This is a genomic window from Citrobacter sp. B72 (assembly GCF_016894305.1).
GTDB lineage: Bacteria > Pseudomonadota > Gammaproteobacteria > Enterobacterales > Enterobacteriaceae > Citrobacter > Citrobacter portucalensis.
Genome location: NZ_CP069801.1, coordinates 4,043,861 through 4,066,282 on the forward strand (window position 1 = coordinate 4,043,861; position 22,422 = coordinate 4,066,282).

Below are 22,422 nucleotides of genomic sequence, written 5' to 3' on the forward strand. Positions count from 1 at the left end.
CGTGACGAAACCGCCGCCATCCAGTACCATAGCGCCCTTTCCATTCCTGGACCCATTTAACACCACTACCACTGATTTATTAGCCTGGTAGCGGGGTCGTATGCTCTCAATAACGGGGATTAGCCCGGAAAATGACGAGTATTGCCTGCAATTAAAGATATAGAGCCGAACATATATGCCTTTTACACTTGGTCAACGCTGGATCAGCGATACAGAAAGCGAATTGGGACTTGGTACTGTTGTCGCCATGGATGCGCGAACCGTCACTTTACTTTTCTCATCGACGGGCGAAAACCGTCTGTATGCGCGCAGTGATTCCCCCGTGACCCGCGTGATGTTCAATCCTGGCGATACGATAACAAGCCATGAAGGCTGGCAACTGCATGTCGATGAAGTAAAAGAAGAAAACGGCCTGCTTGCCTATATCGGAACCCGCCTGGATACCGAAGAAACCGGTGTCATGCTGCGTGAAGTACTGCTCGACAGCAAACTGGTATTCAGCAAACCACAAGATCGCCTGTTTGCCGGCCAGATTGACCGCATGGATCGCTTTGCTCTGCGCTATCGCGCCCGTAAATTTCAGAGTGAACAATACCGTATGCCGTGGAGTGGGTTGCGTGGTCAACGTACCAGCCTGATTCCTCACCAGCTTAACATTGCTCATGATGTTGGCCGTCGTCATGCTCCTCGCGTTTTACTGGCAGACGAAGTGGGTTTAGGTAAAACCATTGAAGCCGGGATGATCCTGCATCAACAACTGCTGTCCGGCGCCGCAGAGCGAGTGCTGATCATCGTCCCGGAGACATTACAGCATCAGTGGCTGGTCGAAATGCTGCGCCGCTTCAACCTGCGTTTTGCGCTGTTTGATGATGAGCGTTATGCAGAAGCGCAGCACGACGCCTACAACCCGTTTGAAACCGAACAACTGGTCATCTGCTCGCTGGACTTTGCCCGTCGTAATAAACAACGTCTGGAGCACCTGTGTGACGCCGAGTGGGATCTGCTGATTGTCGATGAAGCCCATCACCTGGTGTGGAGCGAAGACGCGCCCAGCCGCGAATATATGGCCATTGAACAACTGGCAGAACGTGTGCCGGGCATCCTGCTGCTAACCGCTACACCGGAGCAACTGGGCATGGAAAGTCACTTTGCACGCCTGCGCCTGCTGGACCCGAGCCGTTTCCACGATTTCGCCCAGTTTGTTGAAGAGCAAAAAAATTATCGTCCGGTCGCCGACGCCGTCGCCATGCTGCTGGCAGGCAACAAGCTGAGTAACAATGAGCTGAACATGTTAGGCGACATGATTGGCGAGCAGGACATTGAGCCGCTATTGCAGGCGGCAAACAGCGACAGCGAAGACGCCCAGAGCGCGCGTCAGGAGCTGGTTTCGATGCTGATGGACCGCCATGGCACCAGCCGTGTGCTGTTCCGTAACACCCGTAACGGTGTAAAAGGCTTCCCGAAACGCGAGCTGCATACCATCAAGCTGCCGCTGCCGACCCAATACCAGACGGCGATTAAAGTCTCCGGCATTATGGGCGCGCGTAAAAGTGCGGAAGACCGGGCGCGCGACATGCTCTACCCGGAACAGATTTATCAGGAATTCGAAGGCGATACCGGCACCTGGTGGAACTTTGACCCGCGCGTGGAATGGCTGATGGGCTACCTGACCAGCCACCGCTCGCAAAAAGTGCTGGTTATCTGCGCGAAAGCCACTACCGCGCTTCAGCTGGAACAGGTTCTGCGCGAACGCGAAGGTATCCGCGCTGCCGTATTCCATGAAGGGATGTCGATCATTGAACGTGACCGCGCCGCGGCCTGGTTTAGCGAAGAAGATAGCGGCGCCCAGGTAATGCTGTGCTCTGAAATCGGCTCTGAAGGGCGTAACTTCCAGTTCGCCAGCAATCTGGTGATGTTTGACCTGCCGTTCAACCCGGATCTGCTGGAACAGCGTATTGGCCGTCTTGACCGTATTGGTCAGGCGCATGATATTCAGATTCACGTTCCGTACCTGGAAAAAACCGCGCAATCCGTGCTGGTGCGCTGGTACCACGAAGGTCTGGACGCGTTCGAACACACCTGCCCGACCGGCCGTACCATCTATGACACGGTCTATAACAATCTGATCGGCTACTTGGCTGAACCAGAAAATACCGAGGGCTTTGACGATCTGATCAAAACCTGCCGCGAACAGCATGACGCGCTGAAAGCACAGCTGGAGCAAGGTCGCGATCGCCTGCTGGAGATCCACTCTAACGGCGGCGAAAAAGCACTGGCGTTGGCTGAAAGTATTGAAGAACAGGACGACGATACCAGCCTGATCGCCTTCGCCATGAACCTGTTTGATATCGTCGGTATTAATCAGGATGACCGTGGCGACAATTTGATCGTACTGACGCCGTCCGATCATATGCTGGTGCCGGATTTCCCTGGGCTGCCGGAAGATGGCTGCACCATTACGTTCGAGCGCGATGTCGCCCTGTCGCGTGAAGATGCCCAGTTCATTACCTGGGAGCATCCGCTGATCCGCAATGGTCTGGATCTGATCCTCTCCGGCGACACCGGAAGCAGCACTATTTCGTTGTTGAAAAACAAAGCATTACCTGTTGGTACACTGCTGGTTGAGCTGGTCTATGTTGTTGAAGCGCAAGCGCCGAAACAACTGCAGCTAAACCGCTTCCTGCCACCAACGCCGGTACGCATGCTGCTGGATAAAAACGGCAATAACCTTGCTGCACAGGTTGAGTTCGAAACCTTTAACCGTCAGCTCAGCGCCGTTAACCGCCACACCGGCAGCAAACTGGTCAACGCCGTGCAGCAGGATGTTCATGCCATTCTGCAACTCGGTGAAGCGCAGGTGGAAAAATCAGCCCGCGCGCTGATCGACGCAGCGCGTAAAGAAGCTGACGAGAAGCTGACGGCAGAACTTTCCCGTCTCGAAGCGCTGCGTGCCGTTAACCCGAACATCCGTGATGACGAACTTAGCGCAATTGAAAGCAACCGTCAGCAGGTGATGGAAAGCCTGGATCAGGCGGGCTGGCGTCTCGATGCCCTGCGCCTGATCGTCGTGACGCATCAGTAACGGAGCCATACATGGGGATGGAAAACTACAATCCGCCGCAGGAACCCTGGCTGGTCATCCTGTATCAGGATGACCACATTATGGTGGTCAACAAGCCGAGCGGCTTGTTGTCTGTGCCAGGTCGTCTGGATGAGCACAAAGACAGCGTGATGACGCGTATTCAGCGCGATTATCCGCAGGCTGAATCCGTGCATCGTCTGGATATGGCAACCAGCGGCGTGATTGTAGTCGCGCTAACCAAAGCGGCAGAGCGCGAGCTAAAACGCCAGTTTCGCGAGCGCGAACCGAAAAAACAGTATGTCGCACGCGTCTGGGGGCATCCTGCTCCGGCCGAGGGTCTGGTTGATTTACCGCTGATTTGCGACTGGCCAAACAGGCCAAAGCAAAAAGTGTGTTATGAGACCGGGAAATCGGCGCAGACCGAGTATGAAGTTGTGGAGTTCGCGGCGGATAACACCGCCCGGGTCGTGCTCAAACCCATTACCGGACGCTCCCACCAGCTGCGTGTGCATATGCTGGCTTTAGGGCATCCTATCCTGGGCGACCGCTTCTATGCTCCGCCGGAAGCTCTGGCGTTAGCGCCGCGCCTGTTGCTGCATGCAGAGATGTTAACCATCACGCATCCCGAATACGGCAACAGTATGACGTTTAAAGCCCCGGCAGATTTTTAAATTCTGAGCCAATTTATGCCGGGGGCGCTTCGCTTGCCCGGCCTACATTCATTAACGTAGGCCGGATAAGGCGCTAGCCGCATCCGGCAATTCAATCACTTGAATCCTTTTTGATCCTTAATCAGCTCGTAAGCTTTTTGGATTTCCTGCGCTTTTTGCTTCGCCATTTCCATCATCTCTGGCGGCAGACCTTTCGCAACCAGTTTGTCCGGATGGTGCTCGCTCATCAGCTTACGGTAAGCGCGCTTGATGGTGGTCGCATCGTCGGTCGTTTTCACACCCAGCACATTACAGGCGTCTTCCAGCGTCGGGCCGCGTTGCGCCTGCTGCCAGCCACCGCCGCCAGACTGCTGCTGATATCCGCCGCCAAACTGTGCGCCGCCCTGCATCATGCGCAGGAACTGATCAAATTGGGTGCGTGAGATCCCCAACTCTTCAGCAATCACATACAGCACTTCACGTTCGTTAGGATGCAACGACCCATCAGCAAATGCCGCCTGGATCTGAATCTCCAGAAACATGCGGATCAGATCGAATCGACCAAAACAGACGCTGCGAAACTGACGCATCTTTTCACGTAATGGGTAATTATCCGATTTTCCTACCCGGAAGGCATGTTGTGCAGCCGTTCGCGAGTCACCGTGCAAATTCATCCGATCCATCAACTGGCTGGCGATATGTATATCGGCTTCCGTGACGCGACCTTTGGATTTGGTCAGATGTCCCATCACCTCAAAAGTGGTGGCAAAAAACAGCGCCTGGCGTTCACGTTGGTTGGCAAACCACGCCATTTTGCGCATGCGGGCTTTGTCGAACATGTGGCCAACTAACAGCCCCAGAACCACCCCCCAGAAGCCGCCGCCCATCATTAAGGCCACGGCTACACCAATTATCTTTCCCCAATACTGCATAGACTCCCCAAATCTTTCCGCTCTCAGCCAGGCTATGTCCCACAATATAAGGTGCTTTTACCGATTTACGGCTGCGGTCAATTGTGGGACATCGCCTATAATTTGCATTATCATACCTGTCATTCAATGCCGTGCCTAACACCACAAACGCTATACCCGTTGGATTTCGAGTTGCAGCAAGGCGGCAACGTAGTGAGTCCCCTGGAGCTTACCCATGTAAGTGACGGGGGTGAACGAGGAAGACAACGAAGATGCAGCTTGAAAGGTGGCGGGTATAAAATGGGCAGGATTAATACTAGCGAAGTGAAGATGAGATAAGTTAGGCTGTGACCGTTTGTCACGCGCGACGCTACTGATGATGGAACAATAAATACAACGTATGAAAAAACGTATTCCCACTCTTCTGGCCACCATGATTGCCAGCGCCCTCTATAGCCATCAGGGCCTGGCAGCCGATCTCGCCTCACAGTGTATGCTGGGCGTGCCGAGCTATGACCGTCCTCTGGTACAGGGCGAGACTAATGAGTTACCCGTCACCATCAATGCCGACAACGCAAAAGGGAATTATCCCGATGACGCGGTGTTTACCGGCAACGTGGATATCGCACAGGGTAACAGCCGCCTGCAGGCCGACGAAGTACAGCTTCATCAGAAGCAGGCTGAAGGCCAGCCGGAGCCAATACGTACCGTCGATGCGTTGGGCAATGTCCATTATGACGACAATCAGGTTATTCTGAAGGGGCCGAAGGGCTGGTCCAATCTGAATACCAAAGATACCAACATCTGGGAAGGTGATTACCAGATGGTCGGCCGTCAGGGGCGCGGGAAAGCCGACCTGATGAAACAGCGTGGGGAAAACCGTTATACCATTCTGGAAAACGGTAGCTTTACCTCCTGTCTGCCAGGTTCAGATACCTGGAGCGTCGTCGGTAGCGAAGTTATCCACGACCGTGAAGAACAGGTCGCAGAGATCTGGAACGCCCGTTTTAAACTGGGTCCGGTTCCGGTCTTTTATAGTCCTTATTTACAGTTACCCGTCGGCGATAAGCGCCGTTCCGGTTTCCTGATCCCGAACGCAAAATATTCCACCAATAACTATTTTGAGTTCTACCTCCCGTATTACTGGAACATTGCGCCCAATATGGACGCCACCATCACGCCACATTATATGCACCGTCGTGGCGGGATCATGTGGGAGAACGAATTCCGCTACCTCACCCAGGCGGGTGCGGGCTTGATGGAGTTCGACTATCTGAATTCCGATAAAGTGTACGAGGACGAACATCCGAAGGATGACAATTCACGTCGCTGGCTGTTCTACTGGCAGCACGCCGGTGTACTGGACCAGGTGTGGCGTTTCAACGTCGACTACACCAAGGTCAGCGACACCAGCTACTTTAACGATTTCGATAATAAATACGGTTCCAGTACCGACGGCTACGCCACGCAGAAATTCAGCGTCGGCTACGCGGTACAAAACTTTGACGCTACGGTATCGACCAAGCAGTTCCAGGTTTTCGACGCACAAAACAGTAACAGCTACTCTGCGCAGCCACAGTTAGACGTCAACTACTACCAAAACGACGTTGGTCCGTTTGATACCCGTATTTATGGCCAGGCGGTCCATTTCGTCAATACCAATGACAACATGCCGGAAGCAACGCGTGTTCACCTGGAACCAACGATCAATCTGCCGTTGTCGAATAACTGGGGCAGTATCAATACCGAAGCGAAGCTGCTGGCAACGCACTATCAGCAGACCAATCTGGATTGGTACAACAACAACCCGAGTAACGTTAACAAGCTCGACGAGTCAGCCAACCGCGTCATGCCGCAGTTTAAAGTTGACGGCAAAATGGTATTCGAGCGCGACATGCAAATGCTGGCACCGGGTTATACCCAGACGCTGGAGCCGCGCGCGCAGTACCTGTACGTCCCATATCGCGACCAAAGTCATATCTATAACTATGACTCATCCTTGCTGCAATCTGACTACAGCGGCCTCTTCCGTGACCGTACTTATGGCGGTCTGGACCGTATTGCTTCTGCCAACCAGGTGACGACCGGGGTCACATCTCGCGTTTATGATGACGCTGCCGTTGAACGTTTTAATATTTCTGTGGGTCAAATCTACTATTTCACCGAGTCTCGCACCGGCGATGACAACATTAAATGGGAGAATGACGACAAAACGGGTTCACTGGTATGGGCGGGCGACACCTACTGGCGTATCTCCGATCGCTGGGGTTTACGCAGTGGGATCCAGTACGACACGCGTCTGGATAGTATCGCCAACAGCAGCAGCAGTATCGAATACCGTCGCGATGAAAACCGGATGCTGCAGTTGAATTACCGTTACGCCAGCCCGGAATATATCCAGGCGACTCTACCGTCTTACTACTCTACGGCAGATCAGTATAAAAACGGGATTTCGCAGGTGGGCGCGGTGGCAAGCTTCCCAATTGCTGAGCGTTGGTCGATTGTTGGCGCTTACTACTTCGATACCAACGTGAACAAAGAAGCAGATTCAATGCTGGGCTTACAGTACAACTCCTGCTGTTACGCCATTCGCTTCGGCTACGAGCGTAAGCTGAACGGTTGGGATGACAAACAGCAACACGCGATTTATGACAACACGATCGGCTTTAATATCGAACTGCGCGGTCTGAGCTCCAACTACGGTCTCGGCACCAACCAAATGCTGCGTTCGAACATTTTGCCGTATCAAAGCTCTTTATGATCTGATTTATTGATACCCAATGGATTTCGAGCTGCATTGAGGCGGCAACTGAGAGAATCCCCAAGAGCTTACATAAGTAAGTGACTGGGGTGAGTGACAAATCTGTCAGGAACAGATTTGAACGTCGCACAGCGACGGCCCATAAGGGCGAGTCTCATGGATGAGACGAGTAACTCAGCAGCCAACAAAAATGCGGCTTGAAAGACGAAGGGTATACTACGTAATCCGCATTGCGGTTAATTAATAATGGAAAAAGTATGAAGAACTGGAAAACGCTGCTTCTCGGTATCGCCATGATCGCGAATACCAGTTTCGCTGCCCCACAGGTAGTCGATAAAGTTGCAGCCGTCGTCAATAACGGCGTCGTTCTGGAAAGCGACGTCGATGGCTTAATGCAGTCAGTAAAACTGAATGCAGGTCAGGCAGGTCAGCAATTACCGGATGACGCTACGCTGCGTCATCAGATCCTGGAACGTTTGATCATGGATCAAATCCTCCTGCAAATGGGTCAGAAGATGGGGGTGAAAATCTCTGACGAGCAGTTGGATCAGGCTATTGCCAACATCGCCAAGCAGAACAACATGACGCTGGATCAGATGCGCAGCCGTCTGGCACAGGATGGCTTAAGCTATTCAACCTATCGTAGCCAGATCCGCAAAGAGATGACCATCTCCGAAGTGCGTAACAACGAAGTTCGCCGTCGCGTCACTATCCTGCCTCAGGAAGTGGATGCCCTGGCGCAGCAGGTAGGCAACCAAAACGATGCCAGCACCGAGCTGAACCTGAGCCACATTCTGATCCCATTACCGGAAAACCCAACGTCCGACCAGGTTAACGCGGCTGAAAGCCAGGCGCGCTCTGTTGTTGATGAAGCGCGTAACGGTAGTGATTTCGGCAAACTGGCTATTACTTATTCCGCTGACCAGCAGGCGCTGAAAGGCGGCCAGATGGGCTGGGGACGTATTCAGGAGCTGCCGGGTATCTTTGCCCAGGCGTTAAGCACTGCGAAAAAAGGCGATATCATTGGCCCAATTCGTTCCGGTGTCGGCTTCCACATCCTGAAAGTCAACGATATGCGTGGCCAAAGCCAGAGCATCTCCGTGACTGAAGTTCACGCTCGCCACATTCTGCTTAAGCCGTCGCCGATCATGACCGATCAGCAGGCGCGTCTGAAGCTGGAACAAATCGCGGCAGACATTAAGAGCGGTAAAACGACCTTCGCGGCAGCCGCTAAAGAGTTTTCTCAGGATCCAGGCTCTGCCAACCAGGGCGGCGATCTGGGCTGGGCTGCAGCGGATATTTTCGACCCTGCTTTCCGCGATGCGCTGACCAAACTTAACAAAGGCCAGATGAGCGCCCCGGTGCACTCCTCTTTCGGTTGGCATCTGATCGAACTGCTGGATACGCGTAACGTTGATAAAACTGACGCAGCGCAGAAAGACAGAGCTTACCGTATGCTGATGAACCGTAAATTCTCGGAAGAAGCAGCAACCTGGATGCAGGAACAGCGCGCCAGCGCTTACGTTAAAGTTCTGAGCAACTAATGACTCGTGCTCAACGCGTTGTTATCACTCCCGGCGAACCCGCCGGGATTGGCCCGGACCTGGTGGTTCAGCTCGCCCAGCGCGCGTGGCCTGTAGAACTCGTTGTCTGTGCGGATGCAGCACTCCTCAGTGACCGGGCAGCGATGCTCGGTTTACCGCTTTCACTCCTCCCCTACTCTCCAGATACCCCAGCCAGACCGCAATCAGCAGGCACATTGACGCTGTTACCTATTGCGCTGCGGGCACCAGTTGTCGCGGGTCAGTTGGCGGTAGAAAACGGGCAATATGTGGTGGATACGCTGGCTCGCGCCTGCGATGGCTGTCTGCAAAGTGAGTTTGCGGCGCTGATCACCGGCCCGGTTCACAAGGGCGTTATCAATGACGCTGGCGTCCCGTTTACCGGACATACCGAGTTTTTTGAAGAGCGCTCACAGGCAAAGAAAGTTGTTATGATGCTGGCGACCGAAGAGCTGCGCGTTGCCCTGGCAACCACGCATTTGCCGCTCAGAGCCGTTGCCGACGCCATTACGCCCGCCCTGCTTCAGGAAGTGATCGGCATTTTGCATCATGATTTACGCACCAAATTCGGCATTGCCGATCCGCATATTCTGGTGTGCGGTCTAAACCCGCATGCTGGTGAAGGCGGACATATGGGAACGGAAGAGATAGACACCATCATTCCGGTACTCGATGAACTGCGTGCGCAGGGAATGAAATTAAACGGTCCGCTGCCCGCAGATACGCTGTTTCAGCCCAAATATCTCGACCACGCGGATGCCGTGCTGGCAATGTACCACGATCAGGGTCTCCCCGTGCTAAAATACCAGGGATTTGGTCGCGGTGTGAATATCACGCTGGGCCTGCCCTTTATTCGCACATCCGTCGATCACGGCACCGCACTTGAACTCGCGGGTCGTGGGCAAGCAGATGTCGGCAGTTTTATTACGGCGCTTAATCTCGCCATCAAAATGATTGTTAATACCAATGAATAATCGAGTCCATCAGGGCCATTTAGCCCGTAAACGTTTCGGGCAGAACTTCCTCAACGATCAGTTTGTGATCGAAAGTATTGTCTCTGCTATCAACCCGCAGAAAGGTCAGGCTATGGTCGAAATCGGCCCAGGCCTGGCGGCATTGACCGAACCAGTAGGCGAACGTCTGGACAAGCTCACGGTCATTGAACTCGACCGCGATCTGGCAGCACGCCTACAGACACACCCGTTTTTAGGGCCTAAGCTGACGATTTATCAGCAAGATGCCATGACCATGAACTTCGGCGAACTGGCACAAACGATGGGACAGCCGCTGCGCGTATTCGGCAACCTGCCGTACAACATCTCCACGCCGCTCATGTTCCATCTTTTTTCCTATACTGATGCCATTGCCGACATGCATTTCATGTTGCAAAAAGAGGTGGTGAATCGTCTGGTTGCAGGGCCAAACAGTAAAGCGTATGGTCGATTAAGCGTCATGGCGCAGTATTACTGCAATGTGATCCCGGTACTTGAAGTACCGCCTTCCGCATTTACGCCAGCGCCTAAAGTTGATTCAGCCGTTGTGCGTCTGGTCCCTCATACGACGATGCCGTACCCGGTTAAAGATGTTCGTGTGCTGAGCCGTATTACCACTGAAGCGTTTAATCAGCGCCGTAAAACGGTACGTAACAGTCTCGGCAACCTGTTTAGCGTTGAAGTACTGACAGAGCTGGGCATTGATCCGGCGATGCGAGCGGAAAATATCTCTGTCGCGCAATACTGCCGGATGGCTAACTATCTGTCAGAAAACGCGCCATCGAAGGAGAGTTAAACATGATCAATTCGCCCCGAGTGTGCATTCAGGTACAAAGCGTCTACATTGAGGCGCAATCCTCACCTGATGATGAACGTTACGTTTTTGCTTACACCGTAACTATCCGCAATTTGGGGCGAGCGCCTGTGCAGCTGTTGGGGCGTTATTGGTTGATCACTAATGGTCATGGCCGCGAAACCGAAGTTCAGGGTGAAGGCGTGGTTGGCGTCCAGCCCCACATCGAACCCGGCGAAGAGTACCAGTACACCAGCGGTGCGGTGATTGAAACACCGCTGGGCACCATGCAGGGTCATTACGAAATGATCGATGAACAAGGCATCGCCTTTACCATCGATATTCCCGTATTCCGACTCGCCGTTCCAACACTCATTCATTAAAACAATAACTATGGCGACATACCTTATTGGCGACGTTCACGGTTGTTACGATGAACTGGTAGCCTTGCTGCATCAGGTAGACTTTAATTCCGAAAAAGACACCCTATGGCTCACCGGCGATCTGGTCGCTCGTGGACCGGGCTCGCTGGACGTTTTGCGCTACGTGAAATCACTGGGCGACAGCGTGCGGTTAGTATTGGGTAATCACGATTTACACCTGCTGGCCGTATTTGCTGGTATCAGTCGTAATAAACCTAAAGACAGGGTCACATCGCTGCTCGAAGCACCGGATGCCGACGAATTACTTAACTGGCTCCGCCGTCAACCGCTGTTGCAGGTAGACGAAGAGAAGAAGCTGGTGATGGCGCATGCCGGTATCACCCCACAGTGGGACCTGCAGACGGCAAAAGACTGTGCTCGCGATGTTGAAGCCGTGTTGTCGAGCGACTCGTATCCCTTCTTCCTTGATGCGATGTACGGCGACATGCCCAATAACTGGACCCCGGAACTGACCGGGCTGGCGCGCCTGCGTTTTATTACCAACGCCTTTACCCGCATGCGTTACTGCTTCCCTAACGGTCAGTTGGATATGTACAGCAAAGAGTCACCAGAAGACGCACCTGCCCCGCTGAAGCCCTGGTTTGCCATTCCTGGACCTGTCAGTGAAGCATACAGCATTGCATTCGGGCACTGGGCATCGCTGGAGGGTAAAGGCACGCCAGAAGGTATTTACGCGCTGGATACGGGGTGTTGCTGGGGAGGCGATCTCACCTGTCTGCGCTGGGAAGACAAACAGTACTTCGTGCAGCCGTCAAATCGCCATCTGAATCTGGATCCTGGCGAAGCGGTCAACGCCTGATAGTCGTTTGCCGGATGCGGTGCTCGCACCTTATCCGGCCTACATTAGCTGGATGATAAGGCGTTTCGCCGCCATCCGGCACTTACAGTATTAACGACGTTCCAGAATCTCGAAGCAGTAGCTGTGAGAGTTTTGCGCGTCGGCATCGTGGAATTCACTGAACACCGATTCCCAGTCATCCGGTTCGTAGTCCGGGAAATGTGTATCCCCTTCCACTTCCGCATCAATGTGCGTCAGATACAGTTTCTGTGCTTTTGGCAGGAACTGCTCATACACACGCCCACCGCCAATTACCATAATTTCAGGTTCATCGCCGCAGGCCGCAATTGCTTCATCCACAGACTTCACCCACTGCACGCGATCGTCGGTGCCTGGCTTACTGCTGATGACGATATTTTTACGCCCAGGTAACGGTCGCCCGATGGATTCCCAGGTGTGGCGTCCCATGACAACCGGCTTGTTTAAGGTATTACGTTTAAACCAGGCGAGATCGGCAGGGAGGTTCCACGGCATGGCGTTCTCCATACCGATGACGCGATCTACCGCTAACGCCGCAATCAGACTGATCATTGAATATTTCCCGGATACAAAAAAATTGTCGCCACTATACGGAAAGCGCAATCTTTCGTCGACTGGCGGAAAGAGGATGAACAGGAAAATTTTCCGTTCTGCTGGCGAACCGACCTATTTAAGGTGGTACGCCAGCATTACAGTAGTTCAAAAACAGCCAATTAGCAGTAAAGTTTGCAGAACATCACATTTTTTACCCTATGCTGACGGTTTCACTTCCGGCTCATCGGCGACGTCGCCCGTATGCTTACCTTCATCCGTGCCTTGCCAGCCATGGCGTTGAATTAACGATAAGTGCTGACGATCTTCCGCAATAATTTCACTCAGCATTGCGCTGGTGCGTTTATAAACGGCCGCGCGGGAAGTCGCGTCATTTTCCCCTTTCACCATCTCCTCTACCATCATGGTATTGAATCGGCGGAATACGTCAGCCCGCTCACGTGCCTCATAGCGCCCTAGCCCGAGACCTTCCAGCGCCAGACGTCCGGTCTTCAGTGCACCTTCAAAGGTTTCACGTTCCGGCATATCCACGCCCGCCTGGCGCAGGCGGATGTAATGATCCACGTCGCGCGCACGAGCAATAATTTGCAGATGCGGGAAATGCTCTTTCACCATTTCGGTTAATTGCAGGCTGGTTTGCGGATCGTCAATGGCATTAATAATAACTTCAGCTTTCGCCGCCCCGGCAGACTCCAGCAGATCCATCCGGGTCGCGTCGCCATAGAAAACCTTCATCCCGAATTTACGCAGCGTTTCGATATGGTCCGGGTCATGATCAAGAACCACCATTTTGACCCCGCTCGACAACAGCAAACGACCGGTTATCTGGCCAAATCGCCCAAACCCGGCGATGATCACCCGCGGTTGCTCCTCATCGATTTCATCGGCTTCACGCTCTTCCTCAGTCGCCGATTTTTCCAGACGCGTCAAAATCACCAGCAAAATCGGTGTAGCCGCCATCGACAACGCCACCGCCAGCGTCAGCGATTTCGCCCAGTCAGGATCGAGCACATTTGCCATTTGCGCCGCGCCAAACACCACAAAGGCAAACTCACTGCCCTGCCCTAATAATACGGCAAACCAGCGACGCTGCTTGTTCGGCACCTGCAACGGTTTCGCTATCAACCACAGCATGACGGTTTTGATAACCAGGAAACCGACCAGTAGAATGATAATGCGCAAGGGATTATCAATCAGCGTACCAAAGTCGATAGACATCCCTACACCGATGAAGAACAGCCCCAGCAGCAGTCCTTTAAATGGCTCAATGTCGCTTTCCAACGCGTGGCGATACTCAGAGCTTGCCAGCAGCACCCCGGCCAGGAATGCCCCCATCGCCATCGACAATCCAACCTCTTCCAACAGCAGACCGAAGCCAAACACGAGGAACAGCGCAACGGCACTGAACACTTCCCGCAGGCCCGAACGGGCGACAAAACGCAAGGCAGGACGTGTGACATAACGACCTAACAGCACCACCAGCACCAGTGCACCCGCTACCTTAAGGGCAGACAATGCAAACGCCCCAAGCGTTGTTGATGCGCCACTCGCTGCCAGTAATGGGATCATCGCCACCAGTGGAATAGCAGCGATATCCTGGAACAGCAGCACGGCAAACGCGCTGCGGCCCATTTGCGAAACCATCAGGTTGCGTTCATTCATTGCCTGCATAGCGATAGCCGTAGAGGAAAGCGCCAGCGTCATGCCGATCAGCTCCGCTACCTGCCAGCGCAGGCCGAGGAACATACAGAACACACCAATCAGGCCTCCGCAGACCACCATTTGCAATGCGCCGCCGCCGAACACCGAGGCTCGCAGTTTCCACAGACGTTGAGGATCCAGCTCCAGACCAATGACAAACAGCATCAGCACCACACCAATCTCCGCAAAATGCAGGATGGACTCGGCGTCCGTCACCAACCTCAGGCCCCATGGGCCGATAATGCACCCGGCGATGAGATACCCCAGTACCGACCCGAGCCCCAGCCGTACGGCGATGGGGACAATCAGTGCCGCCGATCCGAGATAAATCAGCGCCTGTATCAGCGTATGGCTATCCATGGTGTGCCTCCTGCCATTCCATCAGACGCTGTTTGTAGTGACGCGCCTGCGCTTGCAGGGTTTCATCATCACAGATAAACGTACAGTGCATCGCAAACGGCGGTAGCCATTTGAGGCCACAATAAAGTGCCGTCGCCTGTAAGGGTTGAGAAAGCACATCAAATCCGGGATGGGAGCCAATATCGAAGTGGTTTTCACCGCCGCCGGTCGTCACCGCCCACAGCAGATGTTTACCGTGCAGCGCAGTACCGCCATGGCCATACGCCCAGCCGTGCGAAAGGACTTTATCCATCCACAGCTTGAGTAATGGAGGTGTGCTGTACCACTGCATCGGATGCTGCCAGATGATCAAATCAGCGCGTGCCAGCGCATCCTGTTCAGCGGCAATATCGATATTGAAGTCGGGGTAGAGCTGGTAGAGCGAGCGGATCTCCACGCCCTCCAGCGTCCTTGCCTGTTCAAGCATCCGCTTATTCGCATGCGAGTGCTGCGGATAGGGATGCGCATAAATGATGAGGATCATGATTAGCCTGTTTCACTGCATTATTGTAATAACAGTGAGTTTAGTCACTTAATCCACAGGCTAACAGTCAATATTATTGAGTGGCTGAATGGAGAAAACTGAACTAGTTATCCAGTTCACTCATATCTTTAACCTGATCGCGGTTAATCTGTTCCGTCTTACCCGTTTGCGCATTTTTATACGACACCAGGCCAGTATCATCATCGACTTGCGGTTTGCCGTCAGTGACGATTGTTTTGCCATCGGTGGTTTTAACCGCCTGGTTTGAGGAACAACCGGCCACGGTAAACAGTGCTGCTGCGGTAAAAATTGAGGTGATCAGGATATGTTTTTGCATGGTGTTCTCCCTGCTTTTCAGTTGTTTTCAGTGATATACCCAGTTAACTGTAGGCTAACTGACTGAGTTGCAGGGAAAATACAGAACACTCCTAATAACTCGCCCTGGTCACGGGCTTACTGCGAATCGTCATTTGACTGGTTTGCGCCAGCGTCAGACCTCGCGTTTCCGGGGCGAAAGCGATGGACACCAGCAGGCCAATCAGCGAAATTCCTGCGCCCATCAGCATGACATTGCTGATCCCGTATTTGGTAATGAACACCGGCAGCGCCCAGGTTGAAACAATGGTGCCGATGCGGCTTAAGGACATAATCACCCCGACGGCAGATGCGCGAATGTCGGTAGGGAACAGTTCATTTGGGTACAGCCACTGAAGATTTCCCGGTCCCCCCGAGAAAAAGGCGTACACGGCAAACGCCAGCACCACCAGCCACGCTCCCATATCAGGAATTAACCCCAGCACGGCCAGCGCCAGCGTCATCATAATAAAGCTGCCAATTAACAATGGCCGACGGCCCGCGCTATTGAGCCAGAACATGGGTGGAATGCACCCCAGCATAAAGCACAGGCTTATCACCACATTGCCCAACGCCGCGCTTTTCCCGGCACCAAGCCCCAACAGTCCAACAATCTGCGGACCAAAGGTATAAATGGCGAACATCGGGATCACCTGACAGGTCCAGATAGCGGCAACAAACAGGACAAACGGGAAATGACGGCGGTTAAACAGCTGTAGGAAGCGCGTCTCCTGCGGCGCCTCTTCGTCGAACACCACCGGTTCGCCGAACAGTTTGATCATCATCGCTTCACACTCTTTCACCCGACCTTTACGCAACAGCCAGCGCGGCGACTCAGGAAGATCGAAGCGCCCAATCAGGATCAAAATACAAGGGATCACCGCGCTGCCCAGCATCCAGCGCCATCCTCCTTCAACATCATACAGCCAGTAACCGACCAGATCGGCACAGGTGGCGCCGACATACCACATCGCGGCGATAAAACCGATGGAGAAAGCGCGCTGGCGGGTATTGGAGAACTCAGTAATCATCGAGGTAGCAATCGGATAATCGGCACCAATCACAATGCCGATCAGCACACGCATTACCAACAGCTCAATGGGTGAGGAAACAAACATGGTTGCCGCCGATATCACGCCAATGGCGATAATATCGATGATGAACATTTTGCGCCGCCCGACCTTATCGGAAATGTAGCCAAACAGCGACGTCCCCACAAACAGACCGGCGAGCGTGCCGGCACCCAGCAGACCAATCCACTGTGCGTCCAGTTTCAATGCTGGCGTGAGCTGTTCCAGCGCCACGCCAATCATCACCAGCACATAACCATCCAGAAATGGCCCACCGCTTCCCCACAGCATTATCCGGCGGTGAATAGAGGTAAATTTGATGTCATCAAAGTTCCTGGGCTGCTGCATAGCGACTTCCTGTTTCAACACGGGCAAAGCGTCATCTGTAAGCCGGATAAGGCGTTTACGCCGCCATCCGGCATTGGCGCCACATGATTGCCGGATGGCAACGCTACCACGTCTTATCCGACCTACGGGTGCACAACCTCGTACTTATTAGCCGTAGCGAAACTCCACGCCAAATGTCCCGCGCGGGTATTCCCACTTTTCCAGCGCTGTATCAAGTCCGAGAATGCGGCACGTTCCGCATTCCAGGCATCCGGCGTAATCAAAACGGACGCTGCCGTCGTCCTGCTTTTTATACAGTCCGGCTGGACAAGCCTTAATCAGTACTTCCAGCGCCTGTTTATCAGGATCGGTTTTGAGAATGATATGCGGGCTGTCTTCATCCACATTGAACTTATTGACGCCCAGTTTGACGTCCACATTGACGGGAGATGTCATAATACGGTCACTCCTTTCAGGCCATCTTTCATCAGGTTGATGAAGCCCACTTTCTTCGCATGACGCAGGATTTTTTTGCGCATTGGCACCGGAGCAGAGCCATCTACGGTGAACAGGTCGCGCGCGATACTGACCGCCATTTCGGGATAGGCGGTAAACATGCGTGGGTTATCAAGGAAAGCGGGAAGCTTCTGATACATGCGCATATCGCGCATTGGACCATCATCGAGATGCTGACGGTATTCGCCCAGCGACTGCTTGCTGAAGTCGTCGCGCTTCATTGCGGAAAGCACCGTTTTCGCCGCCGCTTCGCCTGCAGATATGGCGAGATCCATACCGCGGATGGTAAAGCCGAGGTTCATACACATTCCGGCAGCATCACCTGCAATCAGCACACCGTCACCCACCAGTTCAGGCTGCATATTCATACCGGCCTCCGGTACGACGTGCGCGGCATATTCCACCAGCTTGCCACCGGCGATCAGTGGGGCAACCGCCGGATGCTGTTTGAAATCTTCCAGCATTTGTGGGACCGATTTTTTCGCGTCTTTCAGATGATGAAGACCGCAGACCAGCCCCAGAGAAAGGGTTGTTTCATTAGTATAGAGGAAGCCCCCGCCCATCAACCCATCGGTTGGAGAACCGGCAAACAGGCAAGCTGCACCTTCGTTCCCCTGTAACTGGAAACGATCTTCAATCACCGATTTTGGCAATTCGATCAGCTCTTTTACGCCAACGGCAACATGCGATGCCTCAACGCGCTTTGCCATGCCCAGTTTTTCTGCCAACAGAGAATTCACCCCGTCAGCGAGGATCACCACTTTGGCTTCCAGAATATCGCCGTCGGCTTCCACACCCACGACTTTGCCTTCGCGCTGCACAACGTTATCCACCCGAATACCGGTGATAAGCTGGGCTCCCGCCTCCTCGGCCTTCTCCATCAGCCAGGCGTCAAATTTGCTGCGTAAGACGGAATAAGAAACCTGCGACGATGCGGCCTCTTCACCATTGCAATAGTCGATGGTCATCGCCCCTTTGTCGGTCATAAAGGCGAGTTTTTCGTGGGTGATTATGCGTTCAATGGGGGCCTGCTCAGCAAAGCCGGGAATGATGCGTTCCAGGCTATGCGCATACATGCGCCCACCGGTGACATTCTTCGCGCCAGCAGAATTGCCGCGCTCGATGACCAGCACCTGTGCACCTTCCCGAGCCAGCACCAGCGCCGCAACCGAACCGGCCAGACCTGCACCCACGATGATGGCATCAAAGATATCTTCGGACATACGTACTCCTGTCAGTGGCAGGATACTTTCGCACCCTGCCCGAATGGTTTAACGCGCCAGAGCAGCCGTCAGCGCAGGCAGGATCTTCAGCGCATCGCCAACGATGCCAAAATCTGCGTACTGGAAGATCGGCGCATTTTTATCTTTGTTGATGGCGAAAATCGTCTGCGCGCCGTTGGCGCCGACCATATGTTGGATCTGCCCGGAGATCCCCACGGCCAGGTACAGTTCTGGCTTGAGCATCAGGTTGGAAATACCGACGTAGCGTTCGTGCTCCATCCACTTCTCGTTTTCCGCTACCGGACGTGAACAGGCCAGCTCAGCGCCAATCGCCTGGCACAGCGCTTCGGCCAGCGAGATATTTTCTTTGCTACCAATACCGCGTCCCACGCTGACCACCAGACGGGCTTTGTCGAGATCGACGCTGTTGCTCTGACGCGCCTGCGTTGCCGTACGGGTCACAGCGATAGTCGGAGTCTGCCACTGGACGGTGTGCACCTCGCCGCTGTGAGCGGTATCCGGTTGCTGCGCGTCAAACGTTCCGCTGCTGAGAGTGATCACGGCAAACGGTGAAGCGATTGTTTCTGCTCCCATCGCCAGGCCGCCGTAGACCATATGTTTGACCGCCGCTTTTCCGTCCTGCACCGCGACTGCGCTGGCGTCGTTTGAGACCGCAGCCGACAAGCGAAAGCCCAGCTTTGCCGCTAACAGCTTGCCCCGACGCGTATTCGGCAGCAGCACCGCGCCGCCCTCGCTGTGCTGACGAATGGTTTCGGCCATCGCATCGGCGTAGTCTTCAACCATACGGTCTTCTGGTTTGCCGCTGAGCAGCCAGACATGATCTGCGCCTAAATGGAATGCCGCCGCGCTGTCCTCATCGCTGAGCACAAACGTGTTAACGTTTTCACCTAAAGCCTGCGCACCATTCATCAGTTCCGGCAGACGAGAAGGGGTATCGCTGAATACCCAGACACTGGAAAATTTGTTCATAACATCCCCTGATAATTAAATGATTTTGCGAAGATTCTCGACAAACGCGGCAATCTGTTCTTCACCGTCACCTTCAATCACAACGCGCTGACGCTCGCGCTGCTTCGGTGCGGCAACCTGTTGTTCGGAATACGCTTGCGCGCCGTTCAGCCCAATGTCCGCAGACGACCAGACCTGGACCGGTTTTTTCGCTGCACCAAGAATGGCTTTCATGGAAGGGATTTGAGGGGTGTTGATGTCGGTAGAGACCGCGATCACCGCCGGAAGCGGGATACTCAGGGTTTCAACTTCATCTTCCAGTTCACGCTCTACCGTCAGCGTGCTGTCGGTAAGAGAGAGGATTTTACTCACGCCGTTAATCGCCGGCACGTTCAGCATTTCGCCCACCAGCAGACCAACCTGCTGGGCATAAAGATCGGAAGAACCGTCGCCGCAAATAAGCAGATCAAAACCTGATTTTTGTGCGGCGGCAGCCAGCGCAGTGGCGGTTTGTTGCGGCAGCGTCTGTTCAAATTGATCGTCAATGACAACAATCAGTTCATCAGGGCCACGGGAGAGCACATCTTTGCGCCCTTTTGCATTGGTCAGCGCTTTGCCGCCGACGCTCATGGCCACAACCTGAGCCTCTCCCACCTGCTGTTTTAACTGGCAAGCCGCTTCGATCGCATTCAGATCATATTGGCTGATTTTGCCATCTGCTTTGCTGAAATCGAGTGTTCCATCAGCATTATTAATCGCAATATCCTGCTCATCAGGTACGCATTTGTAGCAAGTAATTATCTTCATTGCATCTCCAGAAATCATGAAGGAAACGTATTTATATCGGCGGTGTTAAATACAGATATCACGCTCTTTAATTCGGAAATAAAACATTAATCACCAATATTGAAAATGTCACACATTGATATTCGTAACTTTCAATAGTGTTATGCGCCTCACCAATATTGAAAGAAACATGTCAAATACGAAAATTTTCAATATTGTTTGCTGGTTCAACAATATTGAACGCTAGTCACTTAAAAAAGTTAAAAAATCAACATCAACCCAATGATTAATAAAATAATTACTTGGATTTTCAGACAAAATAACCAGCATAAAAAAGTGTGACACAGATAACAGAATAGCCGGAAATGAATACCCATTATGAGTTACTCACTGAGGCGCCCCAGAGGTTAAAAAGTTATCAACAAATCATTAATAACAAATAAACAAACGATCACATACGGGCACGCTAAATAAATTTCGTTTTCACACTGGAATTCACTTATGAAAAATGAAAAGAGAAAGTCGGGAATTGAACCGAAGGTTTTTTTTCCGCCATTAATAATTGTTGGGATACTTTGTTGGCTAACAGTAAGAGATCTTGATGCCGCTAACGTCGTTATTAATGCGGTATTCAGTTATGTCACCAACGTCTGGGGTTGGGCATTCGAATGGTATATGGTCGTCATGCTCTTCGGCTGGTTCTGGTTGGTCTTTGGCCCGTATTCGAAAAAGAAATTAGGCGACGAAAAACCTGAGTTTAGTACCGCCAGCTGGATTTTTATGATGTTCGCTTCCTGTACATCCGCCGCGGTGCTGTTCTGGGGTTCCATCGAGATCTACTACTATATCTCTACCCCTCCGTTTGCTCTCGCCCCCAACTCCGTTGGCGCAAAAGAGATAGCTCTGGCGTACAGCTTGTTCCACTGGGGACCGCTGCCGTGGGCGACCTACAGCTTCCTTTCAGTCGCGTTCGCCTACTTCTTCTTTGTACGCAAAATGGACGTTATCCGCCCTAGTTCCACGCTGGTACCGTTAGTTGGCGAGAAGCATGCTAAGGGCTTGTTCGGCACCATCGTCGATAACTTCTATCTGGTGGCGCTGATCTTCGCGATGGGCACCAGCCTCGGTCTCGCTACCCCGCTGGTAACCGAGTGTATGCAATGGCTGTTCGGTATTCCGCATACGCTGCAACTCGACGCCATCATCATTACCTGCTGGATCATATTGAACGCCATTTGCGTGGCCTGCGGCCTGCAAAAAGGGGTCAAGATCGCCAGCGACGTACGTAGTTACCTGAGCTTCCTGATGCTCGGCTGGGTGTTTATCGTCAGTGGCGCCAGCTTCATCATGAACTACTTCACCGACTCGGTCGGCATGCTGCTGATGCATCTGCCGCGCATGCTGTTCTATACCGATGCCATCGGCAAAGGCGGCTTCCCGCAGGGCTGGACTGTTTTCTACTGGGCGTGGTGGGTTATTTACGCTATCCAGATGAGTATCTTCCTGGCACGTATTTCTCGCGGTCGTACCGTACGTGAACTGTGTTTCGGGATGGTACTGGGCCTGACCGCTTCCACCTGGATCCTGTGGACCGTCCTTGGCAGCAACACGCTGCTGCTGATGGATAAAAACATTCTCAACATCCCGCAGCTGATTGAACAACACGGCGTGGCGCGCGCCATTATCGAAACCTGGGCTGCTTTACCGCTCAGCACCGCCACCATGTGGGGATTCTTTATCCTCTGCTTTATTGCCACCGTCACGCTGATTAACGCCTGCTCCTATACCCTGGCGATGTCCACCTGTCGCGAAGTTCGTGATGGTGAAGAACCGCCGCTGTTGGTGCGTATCGGTTGGTCCGTTCTGGTCGGCGTCATCGGCATCGTTCTGCTGGCGCTGGGTGGGCTGAAGCCCATTCAGACCGCAATTATCGCCGGGGGATGTCCGCTGTTCTTCGTCAACATCATGGTGACGCTGTCCTTTATTAAAGACGCCAAAGTGCACTGGAAAGACAAGTAATTCTTATTAAC

19 protein-coding genes are annotated in these 22,422 nt (G+C 53.2%); 9 read left to right on the plus strand and 10 right to left on the minus strand.

Annotated features, from left to right (window positions below; genetic code table 11):
* Positions 1–175: 175 nt before the first annotated feature.
* Together rapA and rluA are read left to right on the plus strand one after the other, a co-directional pair.
* Positions 176–3,082, plus strand: a complete 2,907-nt coding sequence (gene rapA, locus JQN59_RS19350; protein WP_048236149.1) for an RNA polymerase-associated protein RapA — start codon at positions 176–178, stop codon at positions 3,080–3,082.
* 11 nt (positions 3,083–3,093) lie between these two features.
* The gene (gene rluA / locus JQN59_RS19355; RefSeq protein ID WP_149607607.1) at positions 3,094–3,753 is read left to right on the plus strand and encodes a bifunctional tRNA pseudouridine(32) synthase/23S rRNA pseudouridine(746) synthase RluA; all 660 of its coding nucleotides are present in this window, start codon (positions 3,094–3,096) and stop codon (positions 3,751–3,753) included.
* A 95-nt stretch (positions 3,754–3,848) separates the two neighbouring features.
* Here rluA and djlA read toward each other — a convergent pair whose 3' ends face one another.
* Positions 3,849–4,664 (minus strand): co-chaperone DjlA, encoded by an 816-nt coding sequence (gene djlA, locus JQN59_RS19360; protein WP_008786173.1) that lies wholly within the window; start codon positions 4,662–4,664, stop codon positions 3,849–3,851.
* 379 nt (positions 4,665–5,043) lie between these two features.
* Between djlA and lptD the strand changes: the two genes are divergently transcribed.
* The 6 genes from lptD (at position 5,044) to apaH (ending at position 11,993) form a co-directional block, all read left to right on the plus strand.
* The gene (gene lptD, locus JQN59_RS19365) at positions 5,044–7,404 is read left to right on the plus strand and encodes an LPS assembly protein LptD (RefSeq protein ID WP_048214959.1); all 2,361 of its coding nucleotides are present in this window, start codon (positions 5,044–5,046) and stop codon (positions 7,402–7,404) included.
* Between the two features lie 257 nt (positions 7,405–7,661).
* On the plus strand, positions 7,662–8,948 hold the full coding sequence (gene surA / locus JQN59_RS19370) for a peptidylprolyl isomerase SurA (protein ID WP_003829603.1): 1,287 nt from the start codon (positions 7,662–7,664) through the stop codon (positions 8,946–8,948).
* A complete protein-coding gene (gene pdxA / locus JQN59_RS19375) occupies positions 8,948–9,940 on the plus strand; it encodes a 4-hydroxythreonine-4-phosphate dehydrogenase PdxA (RefSeq protein WP_048214960.1) in 993 nt (330 codons plus the stop codon). The genes surA and pdxA overlap by 1 nt, the downstream gene beginning before the upstream one ends.
* Positions 9,933–10,754: a 16S rRNA (adenine(1518)-N(6)/adenine(1519)-N(6))-dimethyltransferase RsmA gene (gene rsmA, locus JQN59_RS19380; RefSeq protein ID WP_003829609.1), complete on the plus strand. Its 822-nt coding sequence runs from the start codon at positions 9,933–9,935 to the stop codon at positions 10,752–10,754. Before pdxA ends, rsmA begins: the two co-directional genes overlap by 8 nt.
* A gap of 2 nt (positions 10,755–10,756) precedes the next feature.
* Positions 10,757–11,134 carry a Co2+/Mg2+ efflux protein ApaG gene (apaG, locus tag JQN59_RS19385; protein WP_003018867.1) on the plus strand — a complete coding sequence of 126 codons (378 nt, stop codon included), beginning with the start codon at positions 10,757–10,759 and terminating at the stop codon, positions 11,132–11,134.
* A gap of 10 nt (positions 11,135–11,144) precedes the next feature.
* A complete protein-coding gene (apaH, locus tag JQN59_RS19390; protein WP_003829612.1) occupies positions 11,145–11,993 on the plus strand; it encodes a bis(5'-nucleosyl)-tetraphosphatase (symmetrical) ApaH in 849 nt (282 codons plus the stop codon).
* 90 nt (positions 11,994–12,083) lie between these two features.
* Here the strand turns inward: apaH and folA are convergent, their stop codons facing one another.
* From folA to JQN59_RS19435, 9 genes are all read right to left on the minus strand, one after another.
* A complete protein-coding gene (gene folA / locus JQN59_RS19395) occupies positions 12,084–12,563 on the minus strand; it encodes a type 3 dihydrofolate reductase (RefSeq protein WP_003018873.1) in 480 nt (159 codons plus the stop codon).
* Between the two features lie 198 nt (positions 12,564–12,761).
* Positions 12,762–14,624 carry a glutathione-regulated potassium-efflux system protein KefC gene (kefC, locus tag JQN59_RS19400; protein WP_003829616.1) on the minus strand — a complete coding sequence of 621 codons (1,863 nt, stop codon included), beginning with the start codon at positions 14,622–14,624 and terminating at the stop codon, positions 12,762–12,764.
* A complete protein-coding gene (kefF, locus tag JQN59_RS19405; protein ID WP_003829618.1) occupies positions 14,617–15,147 on the minus strand; it encodes a glutathione-regulated potassium-efflux system oxidoreductase KefF in 531 nt (176 codons plus the stop codon). The genes kefC and kefF overlap by 8 nt, the downstream gene beginning before the upstream one ends.
* Before the next feature lie 103 nt (positions 15,148–15,250).
* The gene (locus JQN59_RS19410; RefSeq protein ID WP_003018880.1) at positions 15,251–15,484 is read right to left on the minus strand and encodes a YgdI/YgdR family lipoprotein; all 234 of its coding nucleotides are present in this window, start codon (positions 15,482–15,484) and stop codon (positions 15,251–15,253) included.
* Between the two features lie 91 nt (positions 15,485–15,575).
* Positions 15,576–16,919, minus strand: a complete 1,344-nt coding sequence (locus JQN59_RS19415) for an MFS transporter (RefSeq protein ID WP_020996234.1) — start codon at positions 16,917–16,919, stop codon at positions 15,576–15,578.
* Between the two features lie 147 nt (positions 16,920–17,066).
* Complete coding sequence (gene fixX / locus JQN59_RS19420) at positions 17,067–17,354, minus strand: ferredoxin-like protein FixX (protein WP_000203736.1); 288 nt, start codon at positions 17,352–17,354, stop codon at positions 17,067–17,069.
* Positions 17,351–18,637 (minus strand): FAD-dependent oxidoreductase, encoded by a 1,287-nt coding sequence (locus tag JQN59_RS19425; RefSeq protein WP_048227111.1) that lies wholly within the window; start codon positions 18,635–18,637, stop codon positions 17,351–17,353. Before JQN59_RS19425 ends, fixX begins: the two co-directional genes overlap by 4 nt.
* Positions 18,638–18,685: 48 nt before the next feature.
* On the minus strand, positions 18,686–19,627 hold the full coding sequence (locus tag JQN59_RS19430) for an electron transfer flavoprotein subunit alpha/FixB family protein (protein ID WP_149607606.1): 942 nt from the start codon (positions 19,625–19,627) through the stop codon (positions 18,686–18,688).
* A 15-nt stretch (positions 19,628–19,642) separates the two neighbouring features.
* Entirely contained in the window at positions 19,643–20,413 is a 771-nt protein-coding gene (locus JQN59_RS19435) for an electron transfer flavoprotein FixA (RefSeq protein ID WP_048214962.1), read from the minus strand.
* A 480-nt stretch (positions 20,414–20,893) separates the two neighbouring features.
* Here JQN59_RS19435 and caiT point away from each other — a divergent pair, with 480 nt between their 5' ends.
* Positions 20,894–22,411 (plus strand): L-carnitine/gamma-butyrobetaine antiporter, encoded by a 1,518-nt coding sequence (caiT, locus tag JQN59_RS19440; protein WP_003829695.1) that lies wholly within the window; start codon positions 20,894–20,896, stop codon positions 22,409–22,411.
* Positions 22,412–22,422: the final 11 nt, after the last annotated feature.